This is a genomic window from Streptomyces sp. A1136 (assembly GCF_004795055.1).
In the GTDB taxonomy this organism is placed as follows: Bacteria; Actinomycetota; Actinomycetes; order Streptomycetales; family Streptomycetaceae; genus Streptomyces.
The window spans coordinates 84,555-100,829 of sequence record NZ_SSBJ01000008.1; the positions used below are offsets into that span (position 1 = coordinate 84,555).

Below are 16,275 nucleotides of genomic sequence, written 5' to 3' on the forward strand. Positions count from 1 at the left end.
CCGGCGGCGCGCGGTGGCCTCGGCACGCGGCCGGCCCGAGGCGACCGCGCCGCACCGCCGACTACGGGCGCGCCACGGGGTACCGCCGACTACGGGCGCCGCCGACTACCGGCGCGCCGCGGGGCCCGCGCTGTGGCGCAGCACCATCTCCGGGGAGATCAGCACATGACTGCGGGCGTGATCGACGCCTGTCAGCTCCTCCACCAGCAGTTCCAAGGCGCGCCGTCCCAGTTCGCCGAAGTCCTGACGGACGGTGGTCAGCGGCGGGGCGAAGTACGCGGCCTCCGGGATGTCATCGAACCCGACCACGCTGATGTCGCCCGGAATCGCGCGGCCCGCCTCGTGGAAGGCGCGGAGCAGTCCGAGGGCCATGTGGTCGTTGGCGCAGAAGACCGCCGTGACGAGGGGGTCCTCGGCGATCCGCAGGCCGGCCTCGTACCCGGACCTCGCGCTCCAGTCCCCGCTGAGCACCGGCGGCACCTCGGCGCCGCAGGCTTCCAGGGCCTTGCGCCAGCCGTCCTGCCGGGTCTTGGTCTCCAGCCAGCCGGACGGGCCGGCGACGTGCTGGACCGTGGCGTGCCCGAGGTCGAGCAGGTGGCGGGTGGCGGCCAGCGCGCCCGCCTCGTTGTCGACGGCGACCACCGGCACCCGGGACTGACTGCCGGACCCGACGGCGACCACGGGCACCACGCTGGACAGCTTCGCCACCGCGCTCACCGCGGAGATCTGCGGGGCGATGACGACGATGCCCTCCACGCCCTGGTCGCGGAGCCGGTCGACCGCCTCCTGTACGGAGCGGCTGTCCAGCGACCTCAGGCTGGCCACGCTGACGAAGTACCCCGCGCTGCGCGCGGCCTGTTCGATCCCGTCCAGCATCGACGCGGGCCCGTACAGCGCGCTGCCGAAACTGACCACACCGAGGGTCTGGGAGCGTCGGGTGACCAACGCGCGGGCCGCCGAGTTGGGGCGGTAGTCCAGCTCGCGGATGGCGGCGAGGACCCGGTCCCGGGTGTCGGGCCGGACGTGCGGTGCACCGTTCAGCACCCGCGACACGGTCTGGTGGGAGACGCCGGCGACCCGCGCCACATCCGCCATCACGGGCTGACGGGACTCCGGCTCGGTGCTTGCGGTTCCCACTCAGGGCCCCCCTCGTCGGTCATGCGGTGCGGATCGGCCGCCGGTGTCCGCAGGTGACGGCGTTCGCGTACGGGCCGTTCCCGGGAGCAGGCCGCCGCGTCCGCCGGTCACCGGTCGTCCGTCACCCGTGCCCCGCGGACACTACGACTGTCTCACGAGTGCCGACGAGAGTGTATTTGTTCGCGATCACGAGGCAACCGTCCCCGTGGCCCCGGGGAACGGGCGCCAGGGGCCGTCTTGCGGCCGGAACGGCCCGCCCGGTTCTACCCTCGACTGACGCCGGGGCGGAGCAAGCGGGTGCGGACCGTACGGCTCTCCGTTCGATGGAGTCGTCGTTCTGCGCGGTCGGTGAGCGGGAGACGAAGGGCGCTTACCCGAACCCAAGCACAAGTCCTGAACCAGTGGGAGCGCTCCCACTGTGCAAGGCGGACCCGACGGCGTCAAGGTGTGTGAAGAGTCGAAGCCTTACGTCGGGGAATTTGGGCGATCCCTCTGTTGCTCGGCGCCCGTTGCCGCTACGGTCTGGCCGAACCAGTGGGAGCGATTCCGTCAGTCGGCGCGTCAGCACGCGCCCTCGCTGCAAGGAGTCGCTCATGCGACGCCCCCCACGTCTGTCCGCGCTGTTCACAGGAGCAGCGCTCGCGATGGCGAGCTGTCTGTTCGCCATCGTGGGTACGGCCTCAGGAGCCGCGGCCGCACCCGTCTGCACGGTGAAGTACTCCGTCGTCGGCCAGTGGGCCGGCGGGTTCCAGGGGTCGGTCACCGTCACCAACAACAGTTCCGCGTTGAACGGCTGGAGTCTCGGCTTCGGCTTCCCCGCAGGTCAAACCGTCAGCCAGGGCTGGGGCGCCAAGTGGTCCCAGACCGGGACGGCCGTCACGGCCGTGAACGAGGAATGGAACGCCACCCTCGGCGCCGGCGCGAGCGTGACGGCCGGATTCATCGCCTCGTGGTCGGGCGCGCACACGACGCCCACGGCGTTCACGCTGGGCGGAGCGCCCTGCGAGTCCGATTCCGGACCCGAGCCGACCCCGACCTCACCCACCCCGACCTCACCCACCCCCACCCCCACCGACCCGACCGGGTCCCCCGGCCCGGCCTCCGGAGCACCCGAACTGGCCGTCACCGGCAACCGGCTCACCGATCGGAACGGCACCCCACGCCGCCTCCTCGGTGTCAACCGCTCCGGGGCCGAGTTCATGTGCGTCCAGGGGCACGGCATCTTCGACGGGCCCGTCGACGACGCCTCCGTGCGGGCCATCGCCGACTGGAAGGCGAACACCGTCCGTATCCCGCTCAACGAGGAGTGCTGGCTCGGTCTGGCGAACATCAAACCCGAGTACGGCGGCGCGCGCTACGTGGACGCCGTCAAGGGCCTGGTCGACCGGGTCCTCGCGCACGGCATGACCCCGGTCGTCGAGCTGCACTGGACGTACGGCCAGTACACCGGCGACTCCTCGGGCTGCGCCGACGTCCACGCCTCCTGCCAGAAGCCGATGCCCGACGCCCAGTACGCCCCGGCGTTCTGGACCTCGGTGGCGAACACCTTCAAGAACGACCGCCGGATCGCCTTCGACCTGTTCAACGAGCCGTATCCCGACCGGGCGACGGCCGGCGCCGCCCAGGCCTGGAACTGCTGGCGCGACGGAGGCACCTGCCCGGGCATCGGTTACGAGGTCGCCGGTATGCAGGACCTGGTGGACGCCGTCCGCTCGACGGGGGCCCGCAATCTCGTCCTCGTCCCCGGCATCGCGTACTCCAACGACCTGAGCCAGTGGCTCACCCACTCCCCTACCGACCCAACGGGCAACCTGGCCGCGGCCTGGCACGTCTACAACTTCAACATCTGTGCAGACGAGGCGTGTTGGGACAACGCCCTCGCCCCGGTCGCCGCCCACGTGCCCCTGGTCACCGGCGAGATCGGTGAGAACACCTGCGGCCACGCGTTCATCGACCGAGTCATGGCCTGGGCCGACGCCCACGCCCTCTCGTATCTCGGCTGGACCTGGAACACCTGGAACTGCTCCTCGGGTCCCTCCTTGATCACCTCGTACGACGGCACACCCACCCCGTTCGGCACCGGGCTGCGCGACCATCTGCGCGCCCTGAACTGAAAGGCACCCACGAGATGAGCCGCTTACCCCGCCACACCGCCCTGCTGGCGGCCCTCGGGCTGATCAGCGCGACCGGCGTCACCGCCACCGTCCTGACCACCGACGCCGGAGCCGCCACCGGCGGCTGCAAGGTCGAGTACCGGATCACCAGCCAGTGGGGCACCGGCTTCGGTGCCGATGTCGTCATCACCAACACCGGCGACCCGGTCGGCGCCTGGACCCTGGAATGGTCCTACGGAGGCGACCAGAAGGTCACCCAGGGCTGGAACGCCTCGATTGTCCAGTCAGGGCCGGCCGTGACCGCCCGGAACCTCTCGTACAACGGAAGCCTGGCCACCGGCGGTACCACCTCCTTCGGCTTCAACGGCTCCTACAGCGGAACGAACCCCGTCCCCGCGACGTTCAAGCTCAACGGCGTCACCTGCGACGGCGCGACACAGCCGACCGAGCCCCCGACCACTCCCCCGACGACACCGCCCACCACCCCGCCGCCTTCGGGCGGCAAGGCCGACAACCCGTACGCCGGCGCCAAGGTGTACGTGAACCCCGAGTGGTCCGCCAAGGCCGCCGCCGAGCCGGGCGGCACCAAGGTGTCGAACCAGCCCACCGGCGTCTGGCTGGACCGCATCGCCGCCATCGCCGGCACGACCGGCGGTATGGGTCTGCGCGACCACCTGGACCGGGCACTGGCGCAGAAGGGCAGCGGTGAGCTCGTCGTCCAGCTCGTAATCTACGACCTGCCCGGACGCGACTGCGCCGCGCTCGCCTCCAACGGCGAGCTGGGTCCCACCGAGATCGACAAGTACAAGACGCAGTACATCGACCCGATCGCCGCGATCCTCTCGGACCCCAAGTACGCGGGGCTCCGGATCGTCACCACGGTCGAGATCGACTCGCTGCCCAACCTGGTCACCAACGTCTCCGGGCGCCCGACGGCCACCGCCGGCTGCGATGTGATGAAGGCCAACGGAAACTACGTCAAGGGCGTCGGTTACGCGCTGAACAAGCTGGGCTCGATCGCCAACGTCTACAACTACGTGGACGCGGGCCACCACGGCTGGCTCGGCTGGGACGACAACTTCGGAGCCTCCGCCGAACTCTTCAAGCAGGCCGCCACCGCCGAGGGCTCCACGCTCTCCAAGGTTCACGGCTTCATCGTGAACACGGCCAACTACAGCGCGCTGAAGGAGGACCACTTCACGATCGGCGACTCCGTCAACGGCACCTCCGTACGCCAGTCGAAGTGGATCGACTGGAACCGGTACACGGACGAGGTGTCGTACGCGCAGGCCATGCGGGCCAAGCTGATCTCCCTCGGCTTCGACGCCAACCTCGGCATGCTGGTCGACACCTCCCGCAACGGTTGGGGCGGCGCGGCCCGTCCGACCGGCCCCGGGGCCCTGACCAGCGTCGACACCTACGTCAACGGCGGTCGCTACGACCGGCGCATCCACCTGGGCAACTGGTGCAACCAGGCCGGCGCCGGGCTGGGCGAGAGGCCGCAGGCCGCGCCGGCGCCGGGCATCGACGCGTATGTGTGGATGAAGCCGCCGGGCGAGTCGGACGGATCGAGCAAGGAGATCCCGAACAACGAGGGCAAGGGCTTCGACCGGATGTGCGACCCGACGTACACGGGCAACGCCCGCAACGGGAACAGCATGTCCGGCGCCCTGCCGAACGCGCCCCTCTCGGGCCAGTGGTTCTCGGCCCAGTTCCAGGAGCTCCTGAAGAACGCCTACCCGGCGCTGTGACACGGCGTCGGTGAGCAGACCACGGCCGTACGGGACCCGAGGGGTTCCGTACGGCCGTGGGCCGTGTCCCTGCCCGGGTGGTGACGAGCGGATCGGCGCTTCGGGCGGTGATCCCCACCCTCCGCGCGCGTGGCCGAAATACCGTGCTGCCGGCTCGGGTTGGGGAGCGCGATTTGTTTGGCGAACGCCTAATCGAGTAGGCGTACGTCTGTGCGTCCACCGTTTTCCGCCGTGCTCTCGTCACCCGCGGTCGGTGCGCGGTGACACCGCGTGCGGATCGTCCGCCGGCGACGCCGTCGCACCACGCGGCGTCCGCCCCGACCCCAGGAGCACCATGACCCCGATCCTCTTCGTCTATGCCAAGGGCGGCCCTCCCCTGGAGTACGCGGTCCCGAGAATCGCGGCGCACGCCGAGGTGCACGTCCTGGCGCTCGCGCCCCTGCCCCGAGCCACCGAGGCGGCGTGGCTGCCGGGGTGCGCGTCGGTCACCACGGCCGCGCCGGGCGAGGGGGTGGAATTGGTCGATCTGATCTGCTCCCACGCCCGCCGCGTCGGCGCGGCGGCGGTGCTGACCCTGTCGGAGTACGCGGTGGTGGCGGTCGCCCACGCCTGCCTTCGGCTCGGTCTGCGCGGCGCCGGCGAGCGGGTCGCGGGAGCCCGGGACAAGCGTCTGATGCGCCGGATCTGGCGTGACGCCGGGGTGCCCGTACCGGGGTTCGCGGAGGTCCACGGCCCGGAGGACATCGCGACCGCCTTCGAAACCCTGCGGCCGCCGCTCCTGCTGAAGGCCGCCTGGAGCGCGGGTTCCACGGCCCACCTCACCGTGTGGAACGAGCAGCAGGCCGAGGAGGCCTGGAAGACCGGACGCTCCGTCATGGAGGCCTCCTCCGCCCAGGGATACGCGGAGCTGCACGCGGCGGACGAGGGCGTCAGCGATTTCCTGCTGGAGGAGATCGTGACGGGGCAGGCATCCGACTGGTTCGAGGGGACCGGTTGGGGCGACTACGTCAGCGTGGAGGGGATCGTCGCCGACGGCCGCTACCACCCGTTGTGCATCACGGGGCGGATGCCGACCGTCGCGCCCTTCACCGAGCGGGCGAGCCTGGCTCCGGCCGCCCTCCCGAAGGCGTTGCAGCGCCGGATCGAGGAGGTGTCGCGCGCCGCCGTCGACGCCCTCGGACTCGACACCTGCGCCACCCACACCGAGATCAAACTCGGCGCCGACGGGGCGATGTGGCTGATCGAGACAGCGGCCCGCTTCGGTGGGGTGATGACCACCCGGCAGGTGGAGACCGTCTTCGGGTTCGACATGATCGGCATGTTGGTGCGCCAGTTGCTCGGCCGGGACGTCTCCTACCCGGAGCGGATGGCAACCGAGGGCGTGGGGGCCGCCGGGTCCCTCGTCGTGCTGGCCGTCGACCCCGGGGGCCGGCCCTGGACCGAGTTACCGGCCTGGGACTTCGGGGCGGTCGACTGGCCCTCCCTGGTAGCGCCGGGATCCCGCGTGGAGCAGGTGCGCGAGCACAGTCTCGCGCCGGGCAGTCCGGTCCCGCCGTACGAGGAGGCCGGAGGGGCCAATTCCATGGCGGCGCTGTGCTTCCTCACCGCCGAGTCCGGGCCGGAGCTGCTGGCCGACTGCGGCCGCATCGTCGCGGCCCTGCCCAAGGCCCTCACCGCCGCGTCCGCCGACCCCCCGGCCGCCGGCCCCGCGTCCCCCGACACCACCGCCACGTCCGCCGACCGCTCGACACCCGGGAGCACCGCATGACGAACGCCGGCGCCACCACTTCCGCGACGTCCCCCCGGGGCGCCGCCGTGGACACCCTGCTCACGCTCCCCCTGTTCGAACAACTGGCCGGGGTGCTGGGAGGGCACCCGTACGTGAAGGTCGTCGTGGACCGGGAACAGGGCCTGTGGCACGTACTCGACAGCGCCGTGCACTCCTTCCACGTCAACTACATAGCCACCGAGATCCAGGGGCTGACCCTCGACCAGCTCGACGCCGAACTCGACCGCTTCAACCACGACGTCTACCAGGACCCGGCACGGCGGTTCCTGCTCGGCGTCCTGTCGCTGCACTCCCGGGGCGGCCCGGAACGGGACGAGCCGTTCATGGTCCTGGAGACCACCGAGGCCGACACCATGGGCGCCGACCTGCTGATCGAGTTCCACGCCTTCGTACGGGCTCACCTCGATCCCGCGCTGGAGCTGTTGGTGAAGCCGGCCAACCACGGCCAGGAGAACGCCCTCGCGGCGGTGCCGGAGACCGTGGTGCCCCGCGCCCGGGGACACGCGCTCCTGGCCACCGCGCCCTTCGTGCCGTTGACGCTCGCCTCGGCCACCGGTCGGCTCCGCGCCTTCGCCTCCGGCGAGGAGTACCTGGCCGCCCGCGCGGACCTGACCTGGTACGACATCGTCGCCATGCCGGTGGTTCCCGACGACATCCCGCGGCTCGCCGGTCTGATCAACGCCCTGCCCACCACCCCGCTGTCGCACACCAACATGCTCGCGGCCGGTTGGGGCATCCCCAACGCCATCGTCCGCGGCGTCCTCGACACGATCGCCGACGAGAAGCTGGACGGTGCCTGGGTCCGGTACGAGGTGAGCGCCGAGGGGTACGTCATCGAGCGCGCCGAGGAGCCGTCGGACCTCGCCGAACCGACGTGGCACACGCAGCGGGTCCGCCTCGACGCGCCGCACGTGACGGACGTACCGCTCGTGCCTCTGGCGGCGTTGCGCGCCGGGGACCGCAACCGCTACGGCACGAAGGCGGCCAACCTGGGGGAACTGCACCACGTGCTGCGCCACGGCTCGTCCCGACTGACCGGCTACTACTCCGTGCCCCGCCCGCCCCGGTCCGACCTGCTCGGTCACCTGGCCGCGCGGCTGGGGATGCCCGAGGACGGCGACCTCGCCCAGTACGCGGGCGAGTTCCTGACCCGTCACGTCCAGGCGCCGGAGGGCATCGCCGTCCCCTTCTCCGTCCAACGGCGATTCCTGGACTCCTCGCCGGCGGTGCAACAGAGCATCGGGAAGCTGAAGATGGCCCTGGAGCTGAACGCCATGGACGCCGTGGACACGGTCTGCGTCCAGTTGCAGCACCTCGTGCGCACCCTTCCGGTGCCCGAGGACCTGGTGCGCGCCCTGGACACCCAGGTGGTCGAGCACCTGGCGGGCACGAGCCGCTTCGCCGTGCGCTCCTCCTCGAACGCCGAGGACCTGCCGGGCTTCTCCGCGGCCGGCATCTACGAGTCCCACACCAAGGTCACCGACCTGCCGGGGCTGCTGGACGCCATCCGCCAGGTGTGGGCCTCGTTGCTCTCCCCGCGCAGCGTGCGACTGCGCCATCAGGCCGGCATCTCCCTGGACGACACGTACATGGGGGTGATCGTCCAGCGCTACGAGCCGTCCCCCCTCGGGGGCGTCATGGTCACCTGCAATCCGACCAACCGGGCCGACTTCCGCAACGTGTACCTCAACTGCGCGCACGGGTCCACGGCCGACGTCGTGGACGGCCGGACGATGCCCCTGCAGTACCTGTACAACACGGTCGAGGGCGGCGGCCGCACGATCTCGCTGGGCGCGGCCGAGGAGGACCTGACGCGGGAGACACGGGACCACCTCGGGCGGCTGGCGCTGGCGGGCCGCCTGCTCCAGTCCCATTTCGCCACGGACTACACCTTCGCGGGGCCGCTCGACATCGAATGGCTGCTCGGGCCGGGGGGCGCGCTCCACATCCTCCAGCTCCGGCCTTACAGCACCTGACCTGTCCGGACTCCCCCGCGTACCGCCCCACCCGAAGGTCGCCGATGCCCCTCTCCCTGCCCGCCCGCGTGAAACGCCGCGTCCGCCCGCCCACCGCGGTGCTCCGCGTCATCCGTCTGAACAACGGCTTCCAGTTGTTGTTCAACCTGCTGTGGTGGATGCCCGTCTTCTACGAGTACCAGAGGCGGGCAGGCCTGTCGGACAGCCAGATCTTCGGCATCCAGAGCGTCTACTACGTGGCGTTCTGCCTGCTGGAGATACCCACCGGCTTCATCGCCGACCGGATCGGGCAGCGCCGTTGCATGCAACTGGGGGCGGCCGCGATGACCGCGGCGAATCTCCTGCCGGTCGTCTCGCCGTCCTTCGCGGGCTTCATGGCGCACTTCCTGGCCATCGCCGTCGCCCGCTCGCTGGTGTCCGGGGCGTCCAGCGCCTACCTGTACGAGTACCTCCACGAGCACGGTGCGCGGGCACACTACGTACAGGCCGAGGGCACCGCCCGGGCGCTGGGCCTCTGGGCGAAGATCGCCTGCTGGCCCCTGGTCGGCGTACTCATGCACGTCCGGCACGAGGCCCCTTACGTGTTGACCGCGCTCTCCGCGCTCGGTTCGCTGGCCTGCGCCGCGGCCCTCCCCGCGATCGCGGCGCCCCGCGACGGCGCTCACCCGCCGCCGGAGCGCGTCGGGCTCCTGGCCTCGGCCCGGCAGGCCGTGAAGGTCCTCGGAACGTCACGGTCCCTCGGACCGTTGATGGTGCAGGGCGTGGCCGTGTTCACGCTCGCCCGCATCTGCCAGGTCAACCTCTTCCAGCCGCTGCTCCTCGAAAAGAGCCTCCCCGTCGCCGACCACGGTGCGGTGCTGTCCGCGATGACGGTCGCCGAGGCCGTCGGATCGGCCAGGACCGGCTGGTTGCGCGGCAGGCTGTCCGACACCACCCTGGTCACCGTCCTCAGCGTGGTCATGGCACTCACCCTCGCGGCCACCACGCTGTCGGGGGGTCCGGGAACGATCCTCTGGCTGTGCGTGTTCGCCGCCGCGGCGGGGCTGGCCTACCCGGTGCAACGCAACCTGATCAACGCGGCCATCCCCCCGACCCCGTACCGCGCGACCCTGCTGTCGGTGGAGTCCATCATCGACCGCGGCGTGTGCGCGCTGGTGGCGCTGGCCGTCGGCGCCTACCTGGCGGCGGACCGTCTCGACGCGCTCCTGGTGCACGCGGCGGCGGGCACCTGTCTGTTGCTGCTCGTCGTGGGCGTCGTCCTGGGGCGGCTCCGCCGGCGCGGGGCCGCGCCGGCCGCCGGACAGCCCTGACACCGCGGTCAGCCGCGGAGACAGCGGCCCAGTTCACGGAGTTCGTAGAAGTGGCTGCCCGCGGAGACCGGCTTGCAGGCGGGCTTGAAGGCGGTCTCCTGCTCGTTGTAGAGCATGCGGACCAGGAAGGTGGCCGGTTCACCGCCGGAGGGGGTGTTCCGGTAGAGGTCCCACTGGATGTTCGCGGCCATCGGCGCGACGTCGGCGCCGCGCCAGGGGTTGTTCCGGTAGGAGTAGGGCTCGCCCGGCTCGGCCGGTTCCGTACTGCCCGGCAGGCCCATGAGCGCCGCAAGGGGTTCGATCTCCTCCGCGTGGGTGAAGCGGAGCACCGCGCCCTTGTGGTCGGCGCCGGCGGCTTTCGTCTCGGCCTGGGTGAGGAGGTCGTCGAGGAGGACGCCGGCCATCTTGTAGGTGATGGTGCGCCCGCTGAGGGCGGGGCCCTTCCGGTAGAACTCCTCGGCGTCGTCGAGGTAGGCGAACCACCGGGCGTCGCGAGGGGCGAGGAAGCGGGTGAGGTCGACGTCCGGCGCCTCGACGCGGAGGTCCGGCGCCGCGCTGTAGAGCTGGTACAGCGAGCGCGCGAAGGAGACCCGCGTGGCGGCGGGCAGCGAGGCGGTGAAGTCGTCGTGGAAGAGGGACGCGACGACGTGGTGCGCCGCCTCGGCGGTGCGCGGGTCGGCGTCGATCTCCGCGAGTACCGCGGCGAGGTCCGGGTCGTGGGCCAGGTAGTCCTGGTAGTCGGCGTTCTGCGGCTGCTTGTGGAAGTACAGCAGGTCCTTGTCGGTGACCGGCGCCTGGATCAGACCGGTCAGCTCCGGATCGCCGGCGGCCAGGCCGCCCGTGAAGGCGTCGGCGCTGGCCACGGCGCGCCCCACGCCCGACGTCTCCACGACGATGGGCTCGTGCTCGGCCGTGATGGTGTCGAACAGCGACGGCAGTCGCTGTTCCATGCGCAGCGCCGTCTGCCGCTGCTCCTGGGCCCCGCGGCCGGAGAGGTTGCCGTAGCCGATCGCCGAGGCGGCGCCCAGCAGTGACCGCACTTGCGGGCCCAGTCGGGCGCCGAGGCCGGTGAGGGCGCCGCGCTCCTGTGCCGTCCGCAGGACGGCCAGTACGGCGTCACCGTCTCCGCTGTCCGACATGGCGCGGGAGCCGTGGCGGGCGACGGTCTCGGTGAAGATCGGGCTGAACCCCTCGGGCGGCTGCTGGTACCGGCCGGGCATCCCCTTCGGCTCGTACGGCGTCTTCGTGCCGTAGAGGACCGGTTCGATGTGCGAGGGGCCGGGCCGCTCGCGCGCGGACGCGCTTCCCGTGGCGGAGAGCAGACCGACGGCCAGGGAGACGGCGACGGCGGCGGAGAGGGGGGCGGTGCGCTTCAAGGCGGCCCTTCGGGTCGTCCCGGTCCGCCGGTCGGCAGGGTGGGTCCACCGCACGTTCGCCCCGAAGTCGGAAGTCGCGCCCACGTCCGGCCGTGGCCCGGATGAACGACGGTTGAACGACGTCTGCCCGGGCGTGTCCCGCGGCGCTCCCCGGTCACCCGGGGACCCGCGGATCGGCGGGCCCGTCCGGGAAGCCGTTTTCAGCGGTGGAGGGCATCGAGTGCCTCGTTCAGAGTGGTCGCCGCCATGATGAGCGACAGGTGGGTGAAGGCCTGGGGGAAGTTGCCGAGTTGCTCGCCGCTGGGACCGATCTCCTCCGCGAAGAGACCGACGTGGTTGGCGTACGTGTGCATCTTCTCGAAGGTGTAGCGGGCCTGCGGCAGCCGTCCGGCGCGGGCGAGGGCGTCGACGTAGAGGAACGTGCAGAGGCTGAAGGTTCCTTCCGAGCCGCGTAGACCGTCGGGGGAGGCCTGGGGGTCGTACCGGTAGACCAGGCTGTCGGAGACCAGGACGCGGTCCATGGCGTCGAGCGTGGACAGCCAGCTCGCGCTCCTCGGCGCGAGGAACCCGACCCGGGGAACCAGCAACAGCGAGGCGTCGAGGACGTGGCTGCCGTAATGCTGGACCAGGGACCGTTCCTTGTCGCTCCAGCCGCGTTCCATGACCTGTTCGAGGATGTCGTCGCGGGCCTTGGTCCACAGGGCGGTGTCGGCCGGCCTGCTGAACTCGGCGGCGATCTTGATTCCGCGGTCGAAGGCGGCCCAGCACATCACGCGGCTGTAGGTGAAGTCCTTCCGGCCGCCCCTGGTCTCCCAGATGCCCTCGTCGGGCCGGTCCCAGGAGTCGGCGAGCCAGTCCAGGGTCCGGGCGAGCGCCTTCCACCCCTGGTAGTCGGCTTGTCCGGCGACCTCGCGGCCCTGTGACAGGGCGTACAGCGCCTCGCCGTAGATGTCGAGTTGCAGCTGGTCCATAGCCGCGTTTCCGGCCCGGACGGGGTACGAGCCCCGGTAGCCCTCGAAGTGTTCGAGGATCTCCTCGGTCAGGTGAGGGTCACCGTCGACCCGGTACATGATCTGGAGGGGCTCCCCGTCCGGGCCCTCATGGGCGCTCAGGCGGGCACCGAGCCAGTGGGTGAAGCGGGTCGCCTCCTCCACGAAGCCGAGGTCGAGCAGGGCCCGCACGGACAGGGACCCGTCCCGTACCCAGGTGAAGCGGTAATCCCAGTTGCGCTCGCCGCCGACCTGCTCGGGAAGGCCCATGGTGGCGGCGGCGACCGGCGCGCCCGAGGGGGCGTAGGTGAGTAGCTTGAGCGTGATGGCCGAGCGGTACACCATCTCCGCCCAGCGGCCGTGGTAGCGCGAAGTGCGCACCCACTTCTGCCAGTAGTCGATCTGCTCCCAGATCTCCTCGGTGATCCGGTCGCCGTCCGGAGGCTGCGGCGCCGCTCGGTCCTCGGCGTCGGTGGTGAACACCGCCGCCGCCACCTCACCCGCGTTGAGCGTGATCGACGCCCGGACGTCCCGGCCGTCGCGTTCGAGCGGGAAGGTGCTCTGCAGGAACGCGGTGACCCCGGGGGCCCGGAAGGTCGCCGTGTTCCCCGCCAGGTCGAGTCGGTGGGTCGCCCGCGCGTAGTCGAACCGGGGGCGGCATTCGAGGGTGAAGTTCACGGTGCCGCGTACCGTGCGGATCGCACGGACCAGAGTGTGCCGGTCGGACGCGGTGAGACCCCGGTGGACCGGCATGTAGTCGATGATCTCCCCGACCCCGTCGGGGGACATGAAGCGGGTCACCACGACCGCCGTGTCCGGGTAGTAGAGCTGTTTCCACGTGCCCTCGCCCTGTTCCGGTGCTAGCAGGAAGTACCCGCCCCCGTCGTGGTCGAGCAGCGAGGCGAAGATGCTGGGGGAATCGAATCGTGGCGCCGCGAACCAGTCGACGACTCCCTTGGACGACACCAGGGCGGCGGTCTGCAGGTCCCCCACGAGTCCGTGGTCGGCGATGGGCGGGTATCGGTCCATGTCTCTCCTCCTCCGGACGCCTCAGTCGTGCCCGGTCGTCACGGTTCGGCGGCGCCCGGTCACAGCGGCTCGGCGGCGGTGCCCGTCATCGCAGCCGCTCCGCGAGGTGGTCCCCCACGCGCAGGGCGTTGGCGATCGCCGTCAGCGAGGGGTTGACCGCACCGATGCTCGGGAAGAAGCTCGTGTCGACGACGTAGAGGTTGTCGAGGTCGTGGGCCTTGCAGTCGATGTCCAGGGCGGAGCTGCGCGGGTCGTGGCCGAAGCGGACGGTGCCGGCCTGATGGGCCGTGGCCCCTATGGGCATGCCCTTGTGCAGGTAGATGCTGTGTGACAACAGATGGTGTTCGTGCATGCCCAGATGACCGAGCATGTGCTGCAGTTTGCCCCGCAGCCGGTCCAGGCCGGCGATGTTGTTCTTCTCGTCGAGGGCGAGGTGGATGCCACCGTCCCCGTCGAGGGTGACCCGGTTGTCCGGCGTCGGCAGGTCCTCACCGCACAGCCAGAAGTCGACGGCGTGGTGTGCGAGCACTTCGAAGGGCATGTCCGGGGTGACGGCGCCGGCCCAGCGGGGTGCCTCGCCGTGGATCTGCTCGGAGTCGGATTTGCCCAGCATCTGGATGCCGCCGAGGGGGTAGTTCCAGTCGTCGGATCCCAGGTACCAGTCGTGCAGCGCCAGGGTCTTCTGGAACCTGGTGGGGTTCGGTTCCTTGGAGACCGCCATCAGGGCCAGGTTGTTGTGCCGCATGTAGTGCCGGCCGACCACGTCCGAGCTGTTGGCCAGGCCCCGAGGGTGCCGGTCGTCTGCCGAACGCAGCAACAGGGCGGCGGAGTTGACCGCCCCACAGGCCACTACCACGATGTCGGCGGCGAACCGGACGGTCGAGCCGTCCCCCAGTTCCGCGACGACCGTGGTGACGCTCCGCCCGGTGGCGTCCGTTTCGAGCCGGCGCACATCGGCGCGGGTGACCAGTTCGACGTTGGCGTGTTCCAGGGCCGGGTCCACACAGATGACCTGGGCGTCCGACTTCGCTCCCATCAGGCAGGGAAAGCCGTCCACGCGGTCGCAGCGGATGCAGGCGCTGCCGTGCGCCGCCCGCCCTTGCTCGTCCTGGAGCAGGTTCACCCCGATCGGGAGGTGAAAGGGGTGCAGGCCCCGCTTCTCCAGGTCGTCGCTCAACTGCTGGATGCGCGGCTCGTGTTCCACGGGCGGATAGGCGTACGGGGCACTGGCCGGTCCCTCGGTGGGGTCCTCGCCGTGCCGGCCGTGGACGAGGTAGAGGTGCTCGGCCTGCGTGTAGTACGGCTCCAGGTCGCCGTAGTCCAGCGGCCAGGCCGGTGAGATCCCTCCATGGTGCCGGATCTCGCCGAAGTCCTCGGGGCGCAGGCGGAACAGCGCGGCGCCGTAGAACTTGGTGTTCCCGCCGACGTAGTAGTTCACCTCGGGCGGGAACCGCTTCCCGTGCCGGTCGTACCAGAACTCCGGTGCGCGGTACTTCGCCTTGACGAAGACCTGGGTGGAGTCCCAGTTGTCCCGTTCGCGCGGCAGGTAGTCACCGCGTTCGAGGAGGAGTACCCGTTTGCCGGTGGGTGCCAGGCGGTGGGCGAGCGTGCCGCCGCCGGCGCCCGTACCGATGATGATGACGTCGTACTGCCGCGCCTCGGTCATGCCGCCACCGTCCCCGGAGCACGGTGTGCTCCTGTCAGGTGAGTTGGGTCCGCTCGCATCCACTGCGCTCGCATCTACAACGTAGCCCCGCGCGTGTGGCCCGGCGAGTCGGCTCGGCCGGGGCGCCGGTCCCCCGGGCCGGTCACAGGATCGCCAGCGGATTGACGGGAGAACCGGTCGCCGCCGGCAGTCGTAGCGGCGCGATTACGCAGAGGAACGACCAGCGCCCCTCGTCCGCGCAGAGGCGGGCCAGTTCCTCGAACCGCAGGTAGTCGAGCAGGTGCAGTCCCATCGCGTGGATGGCCAGTACGTGCACCGGGTACGCGACGCCCCGCACGGCGCTGGGGGCCGTGTCGTTGTTGCCGTCGCTGCCGAGGACGGCGACCCGGCGGTCGGCCGCATGACGCAGAGCCGTCGGATGGAGCCCGGCCCGCGCGGCGCCCGCGTCCCAGGCGCCGAGTTCCTCGCGCCGGCGGCGGTGCCCGACGCGTACGAGGAGGATGTCGCCCGCGCCGACCCGTACTCCCTGTCGCGCTTCGGCGGCGGCGAGGTCCTCGGCGGTGACGTGCGATCCCGGTTCGAGCCACTCGCTGCCGTGCAGACGGGGGATGTCCAGGAGCACGCCCCGGCCCACGATCCCGTCGCGGGCCAGGTCGATGGTCAGGGCCCCCGCTCCGTCCGGGGACAGGACGTCGGCCGCGGGCACGCCGCCGTGCAGGGTGCCGTCGTAGATGACGTGGCAGAGCGCGTCGATGTGGCTGTCGACGTCGCCGTGGATGTTCAGGGCGATGCGGTCCCGGGCGAATTGGAGGCCGTGCGGGTCCGGGACGCCGCCGGCGGGCGCGATGAGCCGATGCGCGGCCGGTTCGGCGTTGTCGGGTCCCTTGCGGGTGTCCAGGGGCGCGGCGAGCGAGACCGTACGGCCGGAGCGGACCTCGCGGACGGCCGCCAGGGTCCGTTCGGGGGTGAGGGTGACCAGTGCTCCCCGGGGCGCCCGGCCGCCGGGCGCCGTGTCGCGCAGTTCGCGACAGAGCGACCGGAATTCGGCCTCGGTCATCTGGTCGGGCGTACCCATGCCCTCACCATCGTGCACACCGGTGGCTCGCGCGCGCCGAACGGCGAACCGGCCGAACCCGAA

At 71.1% G+C, this 16,275-nt stretch carries 10 protein-coding genes; 5 read left to right on the forward strand and 5 right to left on the reverse strand.

The features are described 5' to 3' along the window. Positions 1–105: 105 nt before the first annotated feature. Positions 106–1,095: a LacI family DNA-binding transcriptional regulator gene (locus E6R62_RS10195; RefSeq protein WP_136213140.1), complete on the reverse strand. Its 990-nt coding sequence runs from the start codon at positions 1,093–1,095 to the stop codon at positions 106–108. Positions 1,096–1,730: 635 nt separating this feature from the next. Between E6R62_RS10195 and E6R62_RS10200 the strand changes: the two genes are divergently transcribed. The 5 genes from E6R62_RS10200 (at position 1,731) to E6R62_RS10220 (ending at position 10,077) form a co-directional block, all read left to right on the forward strand. Further along, positions 1,731–3,251, forward strand: a complete 1,521-nt coding sequence (locus E6R62_RS10200) for a cellulase family glycosylhydrolase (protein WP_136213035.1) — start codon at positions 1,731–1,733, stop codon at positions 3,249–3,251. A gap of 14 nt (positions 3,252–3,265) precedes the next feature. Further along, a complete protein-coding gene (locus E6R62_RS10205) occupies positions 3,266–5,002 on the forward strand; it encodes a glycoside hydrolase family 6 protein (RefSeq protein WP_136213036.1) in 1,737 nt (578 codons plus the stop codon). 334 nt (positions 5,003–5,336) lie between these two features. Beyond that, on the forward strand, positions 5,337–6,770 hold the full coding sequence (locus E6R62_RS10210; protein WP_240801584.1) for an acetyl-CoA carboxylase biotin carboxylase subunit family protein: 1,434 nt from the start codon (positions 5,337–5,339) through the stop codon (positions 6,768–6,770). Next, positions 6,767–8,767: a PEP/pyruvate-binding domain-containing protein gene (locus E6R62_RS10215; protein ID WP_240801585.1), complete on the forward strand. Its 2,001-nt coding sequence runs from the start codon at positions 6,767–6,769 to the stop codon at positions 8,765–8,767. Before E6R62_RS10210 ends, E6R62_RS10215 begins: the two co-directional genes overlap by 4 nt. Before the next feature lie 44 nt (positions 8,768–8,811). Continuing rightward, complete coding sequence (locus E6R62_RS10220) at positions 8,812–10,077, forward strand: MFS transporter (protein WP_136213037.1); 1,266 nt, start codon at positions 8,812–8,814, stop codon at positions 10,075–10,077. Positions 10,078–10,085: 8 nt separating this feature from the next. Here E6R62_RS10220 and E6R62_RS10225 read toward each other — a convergent pair whose 3' ends face one another. The 4 genes from E6R62_RS10225 to E6R62_RS10240 all read right to left on the reverse strand — a co-directional run bounded on the left by E6R62_RS10225 (position 10,086) and on the right by E6R62_RS10240 (position 16,212). After that, positions 10,086–11,453: a histidine-type phosphatase gene (locus E6R62_RS10225; RefSeq protein ID WP_136213038.1), complete on the reverse strand. Its 1,368-nt coding sequence runs from the start codon at positions 11,451–11,453 to the stop codon at positions 10,086–10,088. A gap of 200 nt (positions 11,454–11,653) precedes the next feature. Continuing rightward, complete coding sequence (locus tag E6R62_RS10230) at positions 11,654–13,471, reverse strand: glycoside hydrolase family 15 protein (protein ID WP_136213039.1); 1,818 nt, start codon at positions 13,469–13,471, stop codon at positions 11,654–11,656. An 85-nt stretch (positions 13,472–13,556) separates the two neighbouring features. Then, positions 13,557–15,137: a GMC oxidoreductase gene (locus E6R62_RS10235; protein WP_136213040.1), complete on the reverse strand. Its 1,581-nt coding sequence runs from the start codon at positions 15,135–15,137 to the stop codon at positions 13,557–13,559. A 142-nt stretch (positions 15,138–15,279) separates the two neighbouring features. Next, entirely contained in the window at positions 15,280–16,212 is a 933-nt protein-coding gene (locus E6R62_RS10240) for a cyclase family protein (protein WP_206308700.1), read from the reverse strand. Between the last annotated feature and the right edge of the window lie 63 nt (positions 16,213–16,275).